General features: G+C 52.4%; 14 protein-coding genes. All 14 read right to left on the bottom strand.

Features of this window, described 5'->3' with window-relative positions:
• Positions 1 to 66: 66 nt before the first annotated feature.
• Entirely contained in the window at positions 67 to 1,434 is a 1,368-nt protein-coding gene (locus NNL21_RS36560; protein ID WP_444875340.1) for a LysM peptidoglycan-binding domain-containing protein, read from the bottom strand.
• 86 nt (positions 1,435 to 1,520) lie between these two features.
• A complete protein-coding gene (locus NNL21_RS19200; RefSeq protein WP_204818816.1) occupies positions 1,521 to 2,501 on the bottom strand; it encodes an RluA family pseudouridine synthase in 981 nt (326 codons plus the stop codon).
• 14 nt (positions 2,502 to 2,515) lie between these two features.
• On the bottom strand, positions 2,516 to 3,817 hold the full coding sequence (gene hemL, locus NNL21_RS19195; protein ID WP_204818815.1) for a glutamate-1-semialdehyde 2,1-aminomutase: 1,302 nt from the start codon (positions 3,815 to 3,817) through the stop codon (positions 2,516 to 2,518).
• Positions 3,818 to 3,924: 107 nt separating this feature from the next.
• Entirely contained in the window at positions 3,925 to 4,920 is a 996-nt protein-coding gene (hemB, locus tag NNL21_RS19190) for a porphobilinogen synthase (protein WP_204818814.1), read from the bottom strand.
• Positions 4,917 to 6,488: a uroporphyrinogen-III C-methyltransferase gene (cobA, locus tag NNL21_RS19185; protein ID WP_204819103.1), complete on the bottom strand. Its 1,572-nt coding sequence runs from the start codon at positions 6,486 to 6,488 to the stop codon at positions 4,917 to 4,919. Before cobA ends, hemB begins: the two co-directional genes overlap by 4 nt.
• Positions 6,489 to 6,497: 9 nt before the next feature.
• Positions 6,498 to 7,460: a hydroxymethylbilane synthase gene (gene hemC, locus NNL21_RS19180; RefSeq protein WP_204818813.1), complete on the bottom strand. Its 963-nt coding sequence runs from the start codon at positions 7,458 to 7,460 to the stop codon at positions 6,498 to 6,500.
• Position 7,461: 1 nt separating this feature from the next.
• Positions 7,462 to 8,127, bottom strand: coding sequence for a precorrin-2 dehydrogenase/sirohydrochlorin ferrochelatase family protein (locus NNL21_RS19175; RefSeq protein ID WP_204818812.1), 666 nt, complete (start codon positions 8,125 to 8,127; stop codon positions 7,462 to 7,464).
• Between the two features lie 43 nt (positions 8,128 to 8,170).
• A complete protein-coding gene (locus NNL21_RS19170; RefSeq protein WP_204818811.1) occupies positions 8,171 to 8,989 on the bottom strand; it encodes a cytochrome C assembly family protein in 819 nt (272 codons plus the stop codon).
• 75 nt (positions 8,990 to 9,064) lie between these two features.
• A complete protein-coding gene (gene hemA / locus NNL21_RS19165) occupies positions 9,065 to 10,471 on the bottom strand; it encodes a glutamyl-tRNA reductase (protein WP_204818810.1) in 1,407 nt (468 codons plus the stop codon).
• A 177-nt stretch (positions 10,472 to 10,648) separates the two neighbouring features.
• Positions 10,649 to 11,047, bottom strand: a complete 399-nt coding sequence (gene speD / locus NNL21_RS19160; protein ID WP_204818809.1) for an adenosylmethionine decarboxylase — start codon at positions 11,045 to 11,047, stop codon at positions 10,649 to 10,651.
• 336 nt (positions 11,048 to 11,383) lie between these two features.
• Positions 11,384 to 11,974 (bottom strand): non-ribosomal peptide synthetase module, encoded by a 591-nt coding sequence (locus NNL21_RS19155; RefSeq protein WP_204818808.1) that lies wholly within the window; start codon positions 11,972 to 11,974, stop codon positions 11,384 to 11,386.
• A 207-nt stretch (positions 11,975 to 12,181) separates the two neighbouring features.
• Positions 12,182 to 12,784 carry a ribosome biogenesis GTP-binding protein YihA/YsxC gene (gene yihA, locus NNL21_RS19150; RefSeq protein ID WP_204818807.1) on the bottom strand — a complete coding sequence of 201 codons (603 nt, stop codon included), beginning with the start codon at positions 12,782 to 12,784 and terminating at the stop codon, positions 12,182 to 12,184.
• A 69-nt stretch (positions 12,785 to 12,853) separates the two neighbouring features.
• Positions 12,854 to 15,196 carry an endopeptidase La gene (gene lon / locus NNL21_RS19145; protein ID WP_204818806.1) on the bottom strand — a complete coding sequence of 781 codons (2,343 nt, stop codon included), beginning with the start codon at positions 15,194 to 15,196 and terminating at the stop codon, positions 12,854 to 12,856.
• 90 nt (positions 15,197 to 15,286) lie between these two features.
• Positions 15,287 to 16,990, bottom strand: coding sequence for an ATP-dependent protease LonB (lonB, locus tag NNL21_RS19140; RefSeq protein WP_204818805.1), 1,704 nt, complete (start codon positions 16,988 to 16,990; stop codon positions 15,287 to 15,289).
• Positions 16,991 to 17,096 lie beyond the last annotated feature (106 nt).

Below are 17,096 nucleotides of genomic sequence, written 5' to 3'. Positions count from 1 at the left end.
ATCCAAACGACAAAAACCCCCGAAGATGAATGATCGTTCATCTTCGGGGGTTCATTTACATCCAAATCAAGGGATATATAATACTTGCCCCTCCGCTACGTTCTGATCCGCTAAACGGTTGTACAACGCGATCTCCCGCGGCTGGAGATGGTACCTGACCGCGATGAGCTCCAGCGTTTCCTCCCGCTGCACGATGCAGATGCGCACCTTGCGGAACGAATTATCGTCAGAGGTTCGATTTAGGAAAAGCGTCTTCCATTCGATCTCGTCGCCGGAAGACTGCTTCGCCTCCTCCGCCGCTCGTTGTGCAGACTGCTCTGCAACAGCCCTGGCTTCCTGCTCTCGCTTGCTCGACTGCAGCAAAGAACGGAACCCAACTCCTCCGGATGGCTGCGCAGCCTCATCCGACGAAGGCTTGCTTCCCAGTGCAACCCGCATTTCCTTCCGGGTTGGCTCTGCTTCGGCAAGACTCATATCCCCATAGGCTTGTATCGGGATCTCCGCTTCAGCCTCCAGAACATCCTGGTCTGCTTCTTCGATCTGGGCTACGAGCTCGTCAATCTCACTGCTTCGATCAAGCTGCTGATCGTCCTGAGCTTCCACTGTTTCCTGGCCAAAGGATTCAAGCTCAGCAGCTTCACGCAGTATCGCTTCGTGAGCAGCGGCTTCGCGCTCAAGCAGCTCGGCGGCTTCGCGTTCCTGCTGCTCGGCTTGTTGACGCTCCCGTTCGGCGATTTCAAGCATATAGGCTTCATGCCGCTCTTGCTCTGCGAGTTCTTGTAAATAAGCGGCTTCCTGTTCCCGCTCCGCCTCCCGTATCAACTCTGCTTGATGTTCACGTTCTTCAGCTTCCCGGCCCGATGCCTCCCGATTAATCGACTCTTGAGACGATTGGGAGGGATCGGCAGCCCAACCTTGAGCGTCCGTAACCGGTTGAAAAAACGGAGAGGCTTGCGGCTCCTGCTCAGGAGCTGATGAGAGCTCTCCCGATTCAACAGGCTCCCGCCTGTGGACAACGGTGAACGGTTCCTCGTGCCAGCCCTCCGTTTCCCGCGGCTGTTCCACCTCGATGCCAAGCAGCGACAGAACGCCGGTTATATTAAGCGTTCTTGCCGAAAGCAGGTCCACATCGAAATTATCAATTTCCACCGATATGTCGTCCAGCCGGTTCACCCGATTGAGGGGTAACGTAATCTCAACAGGAATCCAATGCTCAAGCGATTGGATCTCGGATCGTTCGGTCTGCGCGCGATAACTTCCAGTAAGCAGCAGGTGGCCCTTTAACAGCACCTGCTCGCCTTGCTGTACGATTTGAATGCGGGGGACAAGCTCGATTTCGTCCAGCTCATCAATACCCGCCACGTCTTCGGGCAAATGTACGCGTTCGTACACGTCAAATCGTAAACCGCTCGTAAAGTTCGACACGTTAGTCATCCTCCTTTCCCCTTCTCATAGCTTGGTTATAGCTATCTTCCCTATTTATCTATATGGCAAGGGGTAGGCGGGCATGACTACGATTTTCACAGAACGCTAAGCTTTTGCCGCAAGGCGCGGAACCAGTCAGGTTCAACCGAATTAACCATGACGGGTAAACCGGTTAAGGGATGGGGGAATAGCAGCCGTTCACCCCGAAGCGCTTGATGGCGCAATAAATCAACGCGTCCTCCATAGAGCTGATCACCAACGATCGGATATCCTGCATGGCTCAGATGCACCCGAATTTGATGCGTTCTGCCCGTCTCCAGCTGAAGGCGAAGCAGCGAGGCACTCTTGTAGACGGCTAGCGTCTCATAATGGGTTACGGCATGATCGCCTGTTGGGGTGACGCGACGTCTTGCCCCGTGATGGCGGTCCTTGCCAATCGGTTCGTTGATGGTTCCCCGGCTCTTCGCGGGCTTCCCGTGAACGAGCGCTTCGTACTGTCTATCAACTCGCTTATCTCGCATCGCCTCGTCCAGAACCATCTGTGCCAGATCATTCTTGGCATATAGGACCGGCCCAGCCGTATCGTCATCGAGACGATGAATATGTTTCACCGGCAGCGCATCTCCGGTTTGCAGGCAGTGGCGGGCTGCAGCCTCGTCAAGCGTCCCCCGCTGCCGGGGAGCATTCGGATGAACGGGCATCCCGGTTGGCTTATCGAATACAAGGCACCAGTCATCCTCATAGAGGACGGGGACATGATCCACAGCAGTATCCCCACTCTTTAGCTGCGCAAGCTGATAGATCGGTTCAGCCTCAATGTCAACAGGTACGAATGTGCGCAAACCTACGATGCCATTCTCGATACGAATGCCCCCTACCGAGAACAACCGGTTAATCCATTTGGCTGGAAATACAGCAAGAGCCAGCAGCCGCTGCCGCACGTCATGCGGATGACTGCCAGCCCCCAAGGGCTGAAGAACGCCCGCAATACCGGTATGCTCGAAGCGGTTGAGCGCTTCGAGCGGAATCTCGAGCCACTGCCTATTACGGGTGAATTCAGATCTATAAGTGAACATGATGCCGCTCCTGGCTACAGACGACGGAGCGCTTCGTCATGCGCCGCAATCGTAGCGTCAATCGCTGCTTCATCATGAACGGCCGACACGAACATGCCTTCGAATTGAGAAGGCGCAACACTTACGCCAAGATCGAGCATGTTAGCGAAATATGCTTTGAATCGTTCCAGATCAGACGTTTTGGCTGTGTCATAATTGACCACATGCATCTCGGTAAAGAACGGGCATACCATTGACCCGACGCGATTAATGGTGCTCGGAATCCCATACTTCGCGGCATTGGCTTCAAATCCGAGCTGCAGCCGCACAGAAAGCCGTTCAAGCAGCTCGTAGACTTCTGGCGTCAATAGACTAAGCGTCGTGTAGCCAGCCGCCATCGCCAACGGATTGCCGGATAACGTCCCGGCTTGATAAATCGGGCCGCTTGGCGCGATCTGCTCCATAATTTCACGCTTCCCGCCGTATGCGCCTACAGGAAGGCCGCCGCCGATTACTTTTCCCATGCAGGTCAAATCCGGCGTAATTCCGAATAAACCTTGCGCACAGTTATAATGAACGCGGAATCCGGTCATGACTTCATCGAAGATGAGCAAGCTTCCGTATGTAGTCGTCACATCGCGAAGCCCTTGCAGAAAGCCAGGCAGCGGTGGCACAACGCCCATATTGCCTGCGACCGGTTCAACGATTATACATGCGATTTGTTCCCCGAATTTCTCGAACACAGCTTTGACTGCTTGCAGATCGTTATACGGAACAGTAATCGTGTGCGACGCGATGCTTTCGGGTACACCTGGGCTATCTGGAAGACCCAGCGTAGCTACGCCAGAGCCGGCTTTAATCAGCAGGCTGTCGGCATGTCCATGATATGACCCTTCGAATTTCAAGATCTTGGTGCGTTTCGTATAGCCGCGTGCCAGGCGCAGTGCGCTCATTGTCGCCTCTGTGCCGGAGTTTACCATTCGGACGACTTCCACGGAGGGAACACGCTCGCAGACCATCTCCGCCATCATGGTTTCCAGCTCGGTCGGAGCCCCGAAGCTTGTCCCTTTCTCAGCGGTACGCACGATCGCTTCAATGACTTTCGGATGGGCGTGACCCATGATAAGCGGTCCCCAAGAACCCACATAATCGATATAGCTGTTGCCATCGATATCATAGACGCGGTACCCTTCCCCGCGATCCACGAATACCGGATTCAGCCCTACCGAACGGAATGCGCGCACAGGTGAATTAACTCCGCCTGGAATAACCGTCTTTGCTTTGGCGAATGCCTCTTTGGATCGCTCATCCTGCCGTTTTTGAACCTTTTCGCTCATTGTCGACACTCCTGCCTTATCGTTTATGTGATCGAATAATGGAAGAAAGTCCAGCTACCCGGTGGGCAGTCAAGCCCGAAGCAGCTGGAGCCTCTAATGTCTATGAACTATTCGCCCTTCAACCAGCGAGCGGCATCTAAAGCATGGTACGTGATAATCAGATCGGCTCCGGCCCGCTTCATACCAAGCAGCGTCTCAAGCACGATCGACTTCTCGTCGATCCAACCGTTCGCAGCCGCGGCTTTAACCATCGAGTATTCCGCGCTCACGTTATATGCCGCAACTGGAAGATCGAAATGCTCCTTCAGCATGCGGAGTACGTCCAGATAGGCAAGCGCCGGTTTTACCATCAGCATATCTGCGCCTTCGATTACATCCGCTTCCGCCTCGCGCAGAGCTTCACGCACATTGGCCGGATCCATCTGATACGTCTTACGGTCGCCAAACTGTGGTGCGGAATGCGCAGCGTCACGGAAGGGACCATAGTACGCGGAGGAGTACTTGACCGAATATGATAATATCGGGATATCCTCGAAGCCCGCTGCATCCAATCCTTCACGAATCGCATGCACGAAGCCGTCCATCATATTGGATGGCGCAATAATATCGGCTCCGGCCTCCGCTTGAGAAACGGCCGTACGGACCAGCAGCTCTAGAGAAGCATCGTTCGATACTTCCGCAATCCCCGTTGCCATGTTCTGATGAATGACTCCACAATGGCCATGGTCGGTAAACTGGCAGAGGCATGTATCTGCAATCACCACAAGCTCCGGCGCCCATGCTTTGACGGCCCGCGTCGCTTCCTGCACGATGCCGTTCGGATCATAGGCGGAGGTGCCTGTAGCATCCTTCCGGTCCGGTACGCCAAACAGCAGAACAGATTGAATGCCAGCTGCCACAACGGCATCAATCTCCTCCTTAAGAAGATCGATCGAGAAGTGATGAACACCCGGCATCGAAGGAATCTCTTCCTTAATGCCGCTTCCATGCGTGACAAATATCGGATATATGAAATCATTCGTCGACAGTGTCGTCTCCCGCACTAAATTACGAAGTGCCGGAGTACGGCGCAGACGACGCAGTCTTGTGATCGGGTAACTCATTGTTCATGCGCCTCCTTCTTATTCAACCTTGATTCCAATCGATAAGCGGCCATAGCTTCGATAAGTGCATCGAGCGTTGAATCATTCGGTTGTATATTCACATGCAGCCCAGCCTTGATCGCCGTCTCGGCCGTAACCGGCCCAATGCAAGCAATCGTTACGTCCTTCAACAACGCCACTGGATCCTCTACTCCCATTCGCCTCAGGACGGCGAGCAGATTCGTGACAGTCGATGAGCTGGCGAAGGTAATAATATGAACTTTACCTTCCTTGAGCAGCTCCAACGTTTCCTCATCCTGATTCTCGGCAATCACCGTCTGATAGACATCAAGCTCGATTGGCGTTAACCCCCAAGCTGCAAGCTCGCGGGGCAGTATATCCCGTCCAAGATCTCCGCGGGGCAGCAGCACCCGTTGTCCGGGAAGAAGCGAGCCTTGTAAACCCTCTAGCAGACCTTCCGCCTGAAATAGAACCGGAAGAACGTCAATGGACAAGCCTCGATTCTCCAGTGCTTCTGCCGTCTTCGGCCCGACAGCGGCGATCCGTGCGCGATGAAAGCGCCGGATATCGATACCAAACCGTTTCAACCACTTGAAGAAATAATCGACGCCGTTCACGCTCGTGAACATGAGCCAATCATAGCTTTCCGCATCCGTCAGAGCGGCTTCCAGCTTGCCGATCGATTCGCTGTCATTCGGTTCCCGCATCTCGATTACGGGGAACTCGCAGGCCTCGCCCCCAAGCGATTCAATCTGATCGGCCAGCTCGCTGCTCTGCGTTCTCGCCCGCGTGACCAGAACCCGGGTCCCGAACAAGGGCTTACGTTCTACCCACTGCAGCTTCTGACGCTGCTTGACCACGTCGCCGACGACGATAACGGCCGGCGGCTGAAAATTAGCCGCATTCACGATTGCTTCGATCGTCTCCAGGGTGCCCACAAGGGTTTCCTGTTCAACGCGTGTTCCCCAGCGAATTAATGCGACAGGCGTTTGCGGCGGCTTCCCGTGCTTCATCAGCTGCTCCGAGATATAACCGACTTTAGACACGCCCATGAGGAAGATAAGCGTACCGGTTGCGTTCGTCACCTTGTCCCAGTGTATGGATCGATCCAGCTTGTCCGGACTTTCATGTCCGGTAATGATCGATAACGATGACGCCATATCACGATGCGTAACGGGAATGCCGGCATACGCTGGAACGGCGATCGCAGATGTAATACCAGGTACGATCTCGAATTCGATGCCATTGTCATGCAGCAGCTCGGCTTCTTCACCTACACGGCCAAAGATGGTCGGATCTCCGCCTTTCAAGCGGGTCACGACTTTCCCCTGCAGGGCCAAATCAACGAGAAGCTGATTGATATCCACCTGCTTCATCGTATGCCGGTCAGGCAGCTTGCCCACATACACTTTCTCCGCGCCAGGCTTAAGGTCACGAAGCAATCGCGGGCTGGCCAGCCGATCGTATACGATCACGTCGCAAGCTTTAATACATTCCAGACCGCGAAGCGTGATCAGCTTCGGATCGCCGGGACCGGCACCTACGAGGTAGACTTTCCCTTTCCCCATGTCCATCGTTCATCCTCCAACTTCCGCAAGTATGCGGTCTGCCCCTCTCGCCCTGAGCGCCTCTGCCGCTTCAATTCCAACCCGCTGGGGATCCGTTCCGAGGCGGGTTTCCTTCAACAGAACGGATCCGTCCGGTGATCCGACAATCCCTGTCAACGACAATTGCAGCGAACCATCAGCCGCCCGCTCTTCAAGCAATGTCGCATGAGCGCCGATCGGAATTTGACATCCTCCGTTAAGCGCACCTAGAAAGCTGCGTTCCGCTTGAACAGCGAATGCCGTTTCCGGATCGTTAATCATGTCCAGCAATTCGCGAACCCCGCTGTCGTTCACCCGGCACTCAATACCAAGGGCGCCTTGCCCGACCGCCGGTACACATACATCCACGGGTACGTATGAGGAAATCCGATCCTCCCAGCCCATCCGGTAAAGCCCTGCCGCGGCAAGAACGACCGCATCGAATCCTTCGGTTTCCAGCTTGCGAATACGGGTGTCAATGTTGCCCCGGACGGACTCCATACGCAAGTCCGGTCTAATGTGCTTCAGCTGGCTGGCGCGCCGCAGACTGCTCGTCCCAACCAAAGCCCCTTCCGGCAGCTGGTCAAACGTTAGTCCCCCGTTCGTGATCAGACAATCGCGCGGATCGACCCGCTTCGGAATCGCGCCGTTCATTAAGCCTTCCGGCAGGGAGTAAGGCATATCCTTCATACTGTGTACGGCAAAGTCAATCTCCTTGTTCAGCAGCGATTCCTCGATTTCTTTAACGAATAGTCCTTTACCGCCGACCTTCGAAAGCATGACATCCAGAATCCGGTCACCCTTCGTCACAATCTTGCGCACTTCGAAATCGTATGGCAGGTTATGCTCACTGCATACGGCCTTGAGTTGCTCGATGACTTGCCCTGTCTGAGTGAGCGCAAGTGCGCTTTGCCTTGTGCCCACGACGATAGTACGCTTGATCGCCTGTTTCATCTTATGTCAGCCTCCTGTCGGCCGCCGCTTGCAGCCGCCTTATCCATTCTTCCATTTGCTCTTCATCACCGTCATCACTTGGCTCAGCCGAGGATGCAGTGTTCAATTCTTCAGCCGCCAGTCTTAGCACGGCACGGCGTTCTTCCGGATTGGAGAGACGCTTCAACACCTGCTCTCTCAGCTCTCGTAAACGCACGACCTTCCCTGCATAATCGGGACCGTACCTCACCTGGAGCTCACGGCCGATTAAGCTTGCTAGTGCCGGACTTGCGCCTCCTGTTGTCAACGCTATGACTAAATCACCGCGCCTGATCACTGCTGGCGTAACGAAATCCCCCTGATGCGAGTCATCGGCTACATTGACCAATGCCCCCACGGCAGTTGCAGCGGCGGCCAAGGAATGATTCAATATCGGGTCGTCGGTTGCTGCGAATACGAGACTCGCGTTATTCAAGTCCTGTTCTAGGTATTCCCTTCGTTCCAGAACGATAGACCCGCCAGCCGCCAGTCCTTCAATGCCTTCCGTCACGACCGGACTTATGGCTCGCACACGGTCAGCATCAGCATCCAGCAGGCTGCGAATCTTACGCTCAGCCACCGATCCGCCACCGATCACAACGCATAGCTTCCCTTTCAAATCCAGCATTAACGGGTAGTAGCCGGCCATCCTATAGGGCTCCCTCCGGTTTTTTTGAACACTGTTGCTCCCGTCAAGACCAGCTGTGGAACGAAGAAGCATGGTTTAGAAACAGGTTCAACAGCATGACCGCAAAGCTGAACAGATTCCACCTGGCCGTCTTCCAGCTCGGACCTCCAAACCAATACCGCTGCAGGATGGTTCCGATATAAAGTCCCAATGCGAGAAGTGAAGCTAGCACTTTCAAATCAAGCAGAAGTCCATATCGGCCTTCCGTCAATATGGATGTCACTGCGATCGCAAGCGACATCATCAGCAGCGGAGTCCCGATCAGCGCACATCGGCACATGAAGCGATCTATCATCTCGAGACTCGGCAGCCTTCTCACCGATTGCGTCCACTGCTTTCCCTTCAACCTTCTGTGCAGAAATAAGTACATCCCCGAAAAAATCGCATTGATTGTCAAAGCTGCATAAGCGCAAATCATTAAGCTAATATGAGCATATAGCAGCTTCCTTACAATTTCCCAACGGTCAAGCGATACGCCCGAACCGATGTCGAATAAATTCAAGGCCAGCACGGCAAAGCCGACGACATTCACAATAAAAACGAAGAACTCAATTCGAAAAAAACGGCTGGCGACAAGTGAAATCGTAACAAGCAGCCATGAGAACAAGAGCAAGTTTTCAAATAAAGAGAGCGTCGTCATATCCAAATGAGACCAAATGCGGTGAACGAGAAATACGGTTTGTAAAACCCATACGAAAATAAGGAGCCCTGTTCCCATCTGTTTCGCTCTCCGGTTTCGGTCGACGAAATCGGAGAAGTAAAACAGGAGGCTCAGGGCGTAGATAATAAGCATCGCGTCATATAGAAAGTTTTGCGTAACCATGTGTGCCTCCACACTTTACGGTATCAGTATCGTCCACAAGCACGCTTGCATCCAGGGCGTTTCTGCAACCTTGTTCTAGTGCGTAACGGCAGCCGCAATCGCTGAAGCGACTGCAGGAACCTTCATACTCGGAGAGTTCCTTTGCACGCGCTGAGTAGAGGTAACGGCGTGCGGTTCTGGCGAAGCAGATCGAAGCTTTTCTTTCCCTTGTGTAATCGTCTCTTCAAGTGCAAACAATTTCACAAACATATCCATCGCTTCATCACTATGCTTCTCGCCAGCCATTTCTTTGATCCGAAGTATCGGATCCTGCATCATTTGGTTGACGATGCTTTTCGTGAGCTTGCGAATGACCTTCATCTCACGTTCATCAAGGTTCGGCAGCTTCTTGGTCAGACTGGACATCGTTTCTTCATGAATGGTAACGGCTTTATCTTGAAGCGCTTGAATGAGCGGTACGACGCCAAGCGTCTTATACCATTGCCGGAATACATCCAGCTCCGCTGCAATCAACGAATCAATCTTAGCCGTTTCCTGACGCCGCAGCTCCAGATTGCTCTCTACAATCCCTTCCAGGTCGTCAATGTCGTACAAGAAGACGTTCTCCACCGAAGCAATTGCGGGATCCAAATCCCTAGGCACCGCGATATCAATCATATACAACGGTCTCGACTTGCGCCTCGCCATTGCTGCGGCAACTTGTTTGCGATTCAAGACGTAACCTTCCGAGCCTGTTGAACTGATCAGAATATCCGCTTCATGCAGCCGGTCGATCGCATCGGCCATGGAGTATGGAACTCCGTTAAACTTGTCCGCAAGCTCCACTGCCCGATCATAGGTCCGGTTTACGACAATGACCCGTTCAATGCCGTTCGCATATAGATGCTTTGCCGTCAGCTCGCTCATCTTGCCAGCACCCAGAATCATGACGGTTTTGCCGCCGAAGTGGCCGAATATGCGCTTACCCAACTCTACTGCTGCATAGCTGACGGATACCGCGGTTTCGCCGATCGAAGTTTCGGAATGCGCTCGTTTAGCCACCGTTACGGCTTGCTTGAATATCATGTTAAAAATTGTACCTGTCGTCTTGTGCTCCTGAGCAAGCAAGAAAGCATTTCGAACTTGACCCAAGATTTGAGTTTCGCCGATCACCATCGAATCCAGCCCCGATGTTACACGGAACAAATGATCGATAGCCTGCTCATCCTCATACATGTATAAATGATTGGTAAACTGCTGTCTAGGCAGTTTGAACCACTGCTCCATAAAGTTACGAATGTAATGCCCGCACAATTGATGCCGGTCGACTACCGCATACAACTCCGTACGATTGCAGGTCGCCACAATGACACACTCCATGATGCCCTTCGTCTGCTTGAGCTGCAGGAGAGCTTCCGGCAAGTCCCGTTCCGCAAATGTAAACCGTTCGCGAACTTCAACGGGTGCCGTCCTGTAATTAAGCCCCACAACGACGATGTGCATGCGCGTTCACCTGCCCTTTCATTAGTGTTTTCATCATCAATTAGTATAGCACAATTCGACAACATGTACCCCCGCAAATATGAAAAATTTTTGAAAACGATGTGTCGGAGATGCGTCTGCCGGCATTAAAAAAGACCATGGAATTTCCCATGGCCTTTCGGATCTTTGTTGGTAGTGTTAGACGTATTGCGGCTGTTTCATTTCGGGCTCGACGACCTTCAGTTCGCCCATTCCCCGAACGAGCTTCTTCCCATGCGTGGTTGTAGGCTTAAGCACGGAAAGCATATAATCGATCGCAAGCTGCGGATCCACTGTCTCGCCACAAGTGTAACAATCAAGTGCAGCAAAACCTTTTTCCGGATACGTGTGAATCGAGAGATGACTTTCAGACAACAGTACGAGCACAGTTGCTCCTTGTGGCTCGAATTGTTTGGACTGCACAGAGAGTACGGTAGCGCCACACGCTTCGGCAGCCTCCACCATTTGGGCTTGTAAAAATTCCGCGTTGTTGAGTAACTCAAAGTCTACACCCCAAGTATCTACAGCAACGTGTCTTCCGAAAGTTGAGTATTCCATCTTCCGGTTCCCCCTTCCTAGGAATAAAATGTTTGAAAAATTTCATCCGCTAGGACCTACGTCATTCACTGCCCGAGGGAATAATCTCTCGCAACATTACCATGTCCTGAGTGAATCCTGGTTCCTATTTTTCATTTCAACGAGAATAAAAATAACATCTATCAGAGAGAAATGCAACCCTTTTTTTAAAAACAGATTCAATTGGCGGCAAGTTGCAACTCCAGTAATAAGCGTATGTCACAGGAAGTTGTCCTGTGAGCGGTCTTCGGGACGTTCCAAAATAAAAAAAGCCGCTTATTCGCGGCTTTAGGTCTTATTCTGTAAAGGACTTGAGTGCTACGCCTCCAAAACAAACAGCTGATGTGTATAATTCTTCAGTTTCTCATCAATCAAGTCAATTTGGGCACGATCCGTGCATTGGTTCCGCAAATCAAGCAGCTCATTAATGGTGCTCTGCAAATTGTCGATGGATTGCTCAATCATGTTGCTCTGGAATTGCGCCTCCAGCATGCCGAGCGTATCTTTGTATTCGAACACGACTCTTGCTTCGCCTTTCGCATGTTCTGTAATCTTGCGAACCGCACCTTGTTCATACTGATAATTCATCGTATAGTTCGGATAAATACGATTTACGATGGCATCCCCGTGAAAGGTCGAAACCGCCTTGCGCATGGCATTCGTTAATTTCGGATAAATCAAGCGGCAGGATAGTACACATACATAACGATCCTGTTGACGCTCAAAAATTAAGCGGACTTCTTCCCGCCCTGCGTCGTCTTCGAGAACCATTTCGTGATTGCCGTTATCGAGCACCCGCACCTGCTGTCTCACATGCTGCTCTTCAAAAAACCGGACAAATCCCGCCATCTCTTCAGAAGTTAATTGCAGAGAAGCTTTAACGTATTCCGTGGCTATCCGCTGAGCCATAAAAATCTCCTCAATTCTATAAACTTGCACGTTCCGTCACTTAGACGGGCGTCAACCGATTGTTTCTTGCTTACGTATATTATACTTGATAAGAGCTGTTTATTCCTGCCGCTTGGTCTTGATATTCACGCATATTTCAGAAAAAACACGGGGATTTTACGTTGAGTCCGTCATATTATCCGTTATCCTCACTTTTCGAAGGGAACATCACTGACTTTCTGCCGGATCCTCAATCGCTTTCATAATGACGCTCCAAAGTTGATCACGTCCAAGACCCGTTTCCGAGGATACCAGCACCATCGGGTCGGCCGGATCGGCTTCCAGCGTTACTTTGACAATCTTCATATGCTTATCCCATTTACTGCGCGGAATTTTGTCCGCTTTCGTGACGACGATGCAAACAGGGATCTGAAAATGTTTTAGCCATTTATACATCAGACAATCGTCCTTGGAAGGAGGGTGCCTGACATCGATAATGTGCAGCACCATCTTAAGCGGTTCCCTGTCGCGCAGGAACGACTCGATCATACCGCCCCATTGCTCACGCTGTGTCTTCGAAACCTTCGCATAGCCATAACCGGGAAAGTCGACAAAATATAATTGATCGTTGATTCGGTAATAATTCAACTGCTGTGTCTTGCCTGGCTGCGAGCTTGTACGGGCAAGCGCTTTACGCTCTAGCATTTTATTAATAAGTGACGATTTTCCGACATTCGAACGCCCTGCCAGAGCAATCTCCGGCAAGGCGTCCTCGGGATATTGATGCGGCTTGACCGCGCTGATGACGAATTCAGCCTGCGTAATCTTCATATTTCTCGTTAACCCGCTTTCTTCAATCCTCAGCCTCCTGCATCAGTCATGATGCAGGAGGCCGATTTTCTAGTGCGTTTCCACTGGTGCCTGTTCCAGCGCATGCTCCAATACTTCATCCATATGACCAACCGGAATAAAGACCATATCGCCTCTAATGCTTTCCGGAATGTCGCGAAGGTCGCGTTCGTTATCCTTCGGCATCAGTATCTTTCGAATCCCTGCGCGATGTGCGGCAAGCGACTTTTCCTTGAGCCCGCCAATCGGCAGAACCCGTCCACGGAGCGTGATTTCTCCTGTCATGGCGACTTCCTTCGAAACATAGCGTCCGGTCAATGCCGAGATTAACGCGGTAGCCATCGTTATTCCTGCAGAAGGTCCGTCCTTGGGGATGGCCCCTTCCGGGATATGAATGTGAATATCGTTCTTCTCATGGAAATCCGGTTCGATCTGCAGCTCCTTGGCTTTGGATCGCGTATAGCTGAATGCCGCTTGAGCCGATTCCTTCATAACATCACCGAGCTTGCCCGTTAAGGTGAGCTTCCCGCTTCCCGGCAGCACGGTCACTTCAATCACGAGGGTGTCTCCGCCAACCTCGGTCCAGGCTAATCCGGTTACCGCTCCGATCTGATCCTCGGCCTCCGCTAATCCATAGCGGAATTTCGGTGGTCCCAACCATTCTTTAACCTTATCCGGGTCGACCTGAATCGCGGTTCGATCCGGATCTGAAACGATCGTTTTGGCGGCTTTGCGGCATAACGACGCCACCTGCTGCTCCAGGTTCCGGACACCGGATTCCCTTGTATACTCTCGGATGACGAGCATCAGCGCATCTTCCGTTATTTCGATCTGTTCCTGCTTTAATCCATGCTCGCCTATTTGCTTCGGCAGCAAATAGCGCTCGGCGATCTGCATTTTCTCCAGCTCCGTATACCCTGGAATATAGAGCACTTCCATGCGGTCAAGCAGCGGACGCGGGATATTATGAATCGCATTGGCTGTCGTAATGAACATGACTTTGGACAGGTCAAAGGGCAATTCAATAAAGTGGTCGCTGAAGGTATTATTCTGCTCCGGATCAAGTACCTCCAGCAAAGCAGATGCAGGGTCGCCGCGGAAATCCATCGCCATCTTATCGATTTCATCCAGCAGGAAGACCGGATTAGACGTTCCTGCCGACTTCATCCCTTGAACGACCCGTCCCGGCATGGCGCCTACATACGTGCGCCGGTGACCGCGGATTTCGGCCTCATCGCGAACCCCGCCAAGTGAAATCCGGACGAATTGCCGTCCAAGCGACTTGGCAATGGAACGGGCCATGGACGTCTTGCCGACACCCGGAGGACCGACCAGGCACAGGATCGGGCCCTTGAGCTTCTTTACGAGCTGTTGAACAGCCAAGTATTCGAGCACCCGTTCCTTCGGCTTCTCGAGACCGTAATGATCCTCGTTCAGGATCGCCTCGGCTTTGGATATATCCAGGTCATCCTCCGTCAATTTGCTCCATGGAAGCGAGAGCAACCAATCAATATAATTGCGGATGACGCCGCCTTCTGCAGAAGTGGACGGCATCTTCTCTAGACGGTCGATTTCTTTCTCGACCTTCTCTTTTACTTTCTCCGGCAGCTCGGCTTCGGCCATCTGTGTGCGCAGCTCTTCTACCTCGCCCGCACGGCCTTCCTTCTCTCCAAGCTCCTTCTGGATCGCCTTCATTTGCTCGCGCAAGTAATATTCCTTCTGCGTCTTCTCCATCTGTTTCTTGACGCGCTGGCTGATCTTGCGTTCGAGCTCAAGCACTTCGCGTTCATTGTTCAAGATGTCGAGCAGCTTCTCCAGCCGCTTTCGAACGTCGATCGTCTCCAGAATGTCCTGTTTATCTTTAATCTTTAAGGACAAATGACTGCTTATGACATCGGCAAGCCGCCCCGGCTCATCGATGTCAGAAACGGCTGCATGTGTTTCTGGCGTCACTTTCTTCGATAAATTGATGTAATGCTCGAACTGATTCAATACCGTCCGCATCAGTGCATCGATTTCAGGATCTGTCGATTCAGCTTCCGGTTTTTCCTTCACCGTCACCTCATAGAAATCGTCATTAGGCAAATAATCGACAATTTCCGCCCTAACGACGCCTTCTACGAGTACTCGGATCGTACCATTCGGCAGCTTTAGCATCTGCCTTACCCGTGCAATCGTCCCCACACGGTAGATGTCTTCCTGAGACGGCTCTTCAATATTGACCTCCGACTGCGAACAAAGCAAAATCATATGATCGTCAATCATAGCGCGGTCTAGCGCGCGAACGGACTTTTCCCTACCCACATCAAGGTGAAGCACCATGCTGGGATATACAAGGAGCCCCCTGAGTGGCAGTAGGGGCAGCCGACGACCTTTCCATTTAGCAGGTCCCATACCAGCACCTCCATTATCGCTGAAGTTTTCTATAACTTCGTTTGTATAGAAAACTCGCTGAAGCATTTTCCACCTATCTATTCCATTTTATCACTCAACCGAATCCGCCTGCAAATAGGGCAAGCCGGTGGCGATGAAAACATCCGAAGCTTGGGCTTGCTGCAAGGGCGAAACTCTTGGCTCTTCAAGCGGAAACACATGCTTGAGCACATCATTGATATGATCCGCTGGAATGACCTCCAGCCCTTGCAGATCAGCAAATATAACCTGCCAGTTCTCGCGCGGAATGATAACGCGGGTTGCCCCCGCCTGGAATGCGGCTTCGACTTTAGCCAGTACGCCTCCTACCGGCTTCACGTCCCCGTGAATACCCACTTCACCGGTCATCGCGAGCTTATTGTCAATCGGTTCGCCTTTAATGGCCGATGCGATAGCAGTAGCCATTGCGATTCCGGCTGACGGGCCGTCAATTGGCGTTCCGCCGGGAAAGTTAATATGCAAGTCGTAGTTCTCGGGTTTATACCCAATACGGCGGAGGACCGTCAATACATTCTCAACCGACCCTTTGGCCATGCTTTTACGCCGCAGTGTCCGGCTTCCGCCGCCCAGTTCCTCTTCATCGACAACGCCCGTTATCGTGAAGCGGCCCCGGCCGGTACGGGCCGGTATCGCGCTGACCTCGATCTCCAGCAGCGTGCCCATGTTGGGACCATATACAGCCAAACCGTTGACGAAGCCCACTTGAGGGGCTGCAGGAACCTTACGGTCGGGACGAGGCGGAATCTGACTGCTGTTGACGACCCACTCGATATCCGCCGCTGTGATGCCATCCCGCTTCTCCGACAAAGCCAGACCTGCGGCAAGCTGAATAACATTGACCGCCTCCCGGCCATTCGTTGCGTAGCGCTGTACGACCTCCACTGCCTCCTGACAAGGAGGCAGCCCGATTTTCTTCAATGCGTTAACGGCAATTTGTCCGATTTCTTCGGCAAGCAGCGGCCGGAAATAGATCTCCATGCAGCGCGATCGCAGTGCAGGTGGCAGCTCCTGCGGCGAACGCGTCGTTGCTCCAACAAGCCGGAAATCAGCGGGCAAGCCATTCTGAAAGATGTCATGGATGTATGTCGGAATGTTCGTATCCTCGGAGTTGTAATACGCACTCTCCAAAAACACTTTCCGGTCCTCTAGTACTTTCAGTAATTTATTCATCTGAATCGGGTGCAGTTCGCCGATCTCATCAATAAACAGCATGCCCCCATGCGCTTTCGTGACCGCTCCCGGCTTAGGCTGCGGAATTCCCGCCACGCCCATGGCGCCGGCACCCTGGTAGATCGGATCGTGAACCGAACCAATTAACGGGTCGGCAATTCCACGCTCATCGAACCGGGCCGTAGTCGCATCAATTTCGGTGAACTTCGCCTCCTGCTGGAACGGCGATGTCGGATTCTTCTTCGCTTCTTCCAAGACGACTCTGGCCGCAGCCGTTTTACCTACGCCCGGAGGTCCGTAAATGATGACATGCTGCGGATTCGCGCTGCAAAGTGCCGCCTTAAGCGCACGAAGCCCGTCACGCTGGCCGACGATGTCGTTCATCGTTTGCGGGCGCGTCTTCTCCGAGAGCGGTTTCGTCAGCGATATGGAACGAAGCTTCCGTAATTTGTCCATTTCCTTGCGGGATTCCTTATCCACAGCACTGCGGTTCGATTTCTGATTGCGAAGCAGGTTCCAAAAATACAGTCCAATCACGATGGCAAAGAACACTTGAATTAGCATTAGAATCAAACTTAGGCTCATAGCGTAATTACTCCTCTCCAAAAAAAACATCCGGCATACCGGGACTCATACTTGTCAGTATTGCCCCTTGCCGGATGGAATAATCGCTATGAGCTCGCAAATTTGC

This window comes from Paenibacillus mendelii (assembly GCF_024498075.1).
In the GTDB taxonomy this organism is placed as follows: domain Bacteria; phylum Bacillota; class Bacilli; order Paenibacillales; family Paenibacillaceae; genus Paenibacillus_Z; species Paenibacillus_Z mendelii.
The sequence above is the reverse complement of the archived record's forward strand: the minus strand, read 5'-3'. Positions and strand labels throughout refer to the sequence as shown.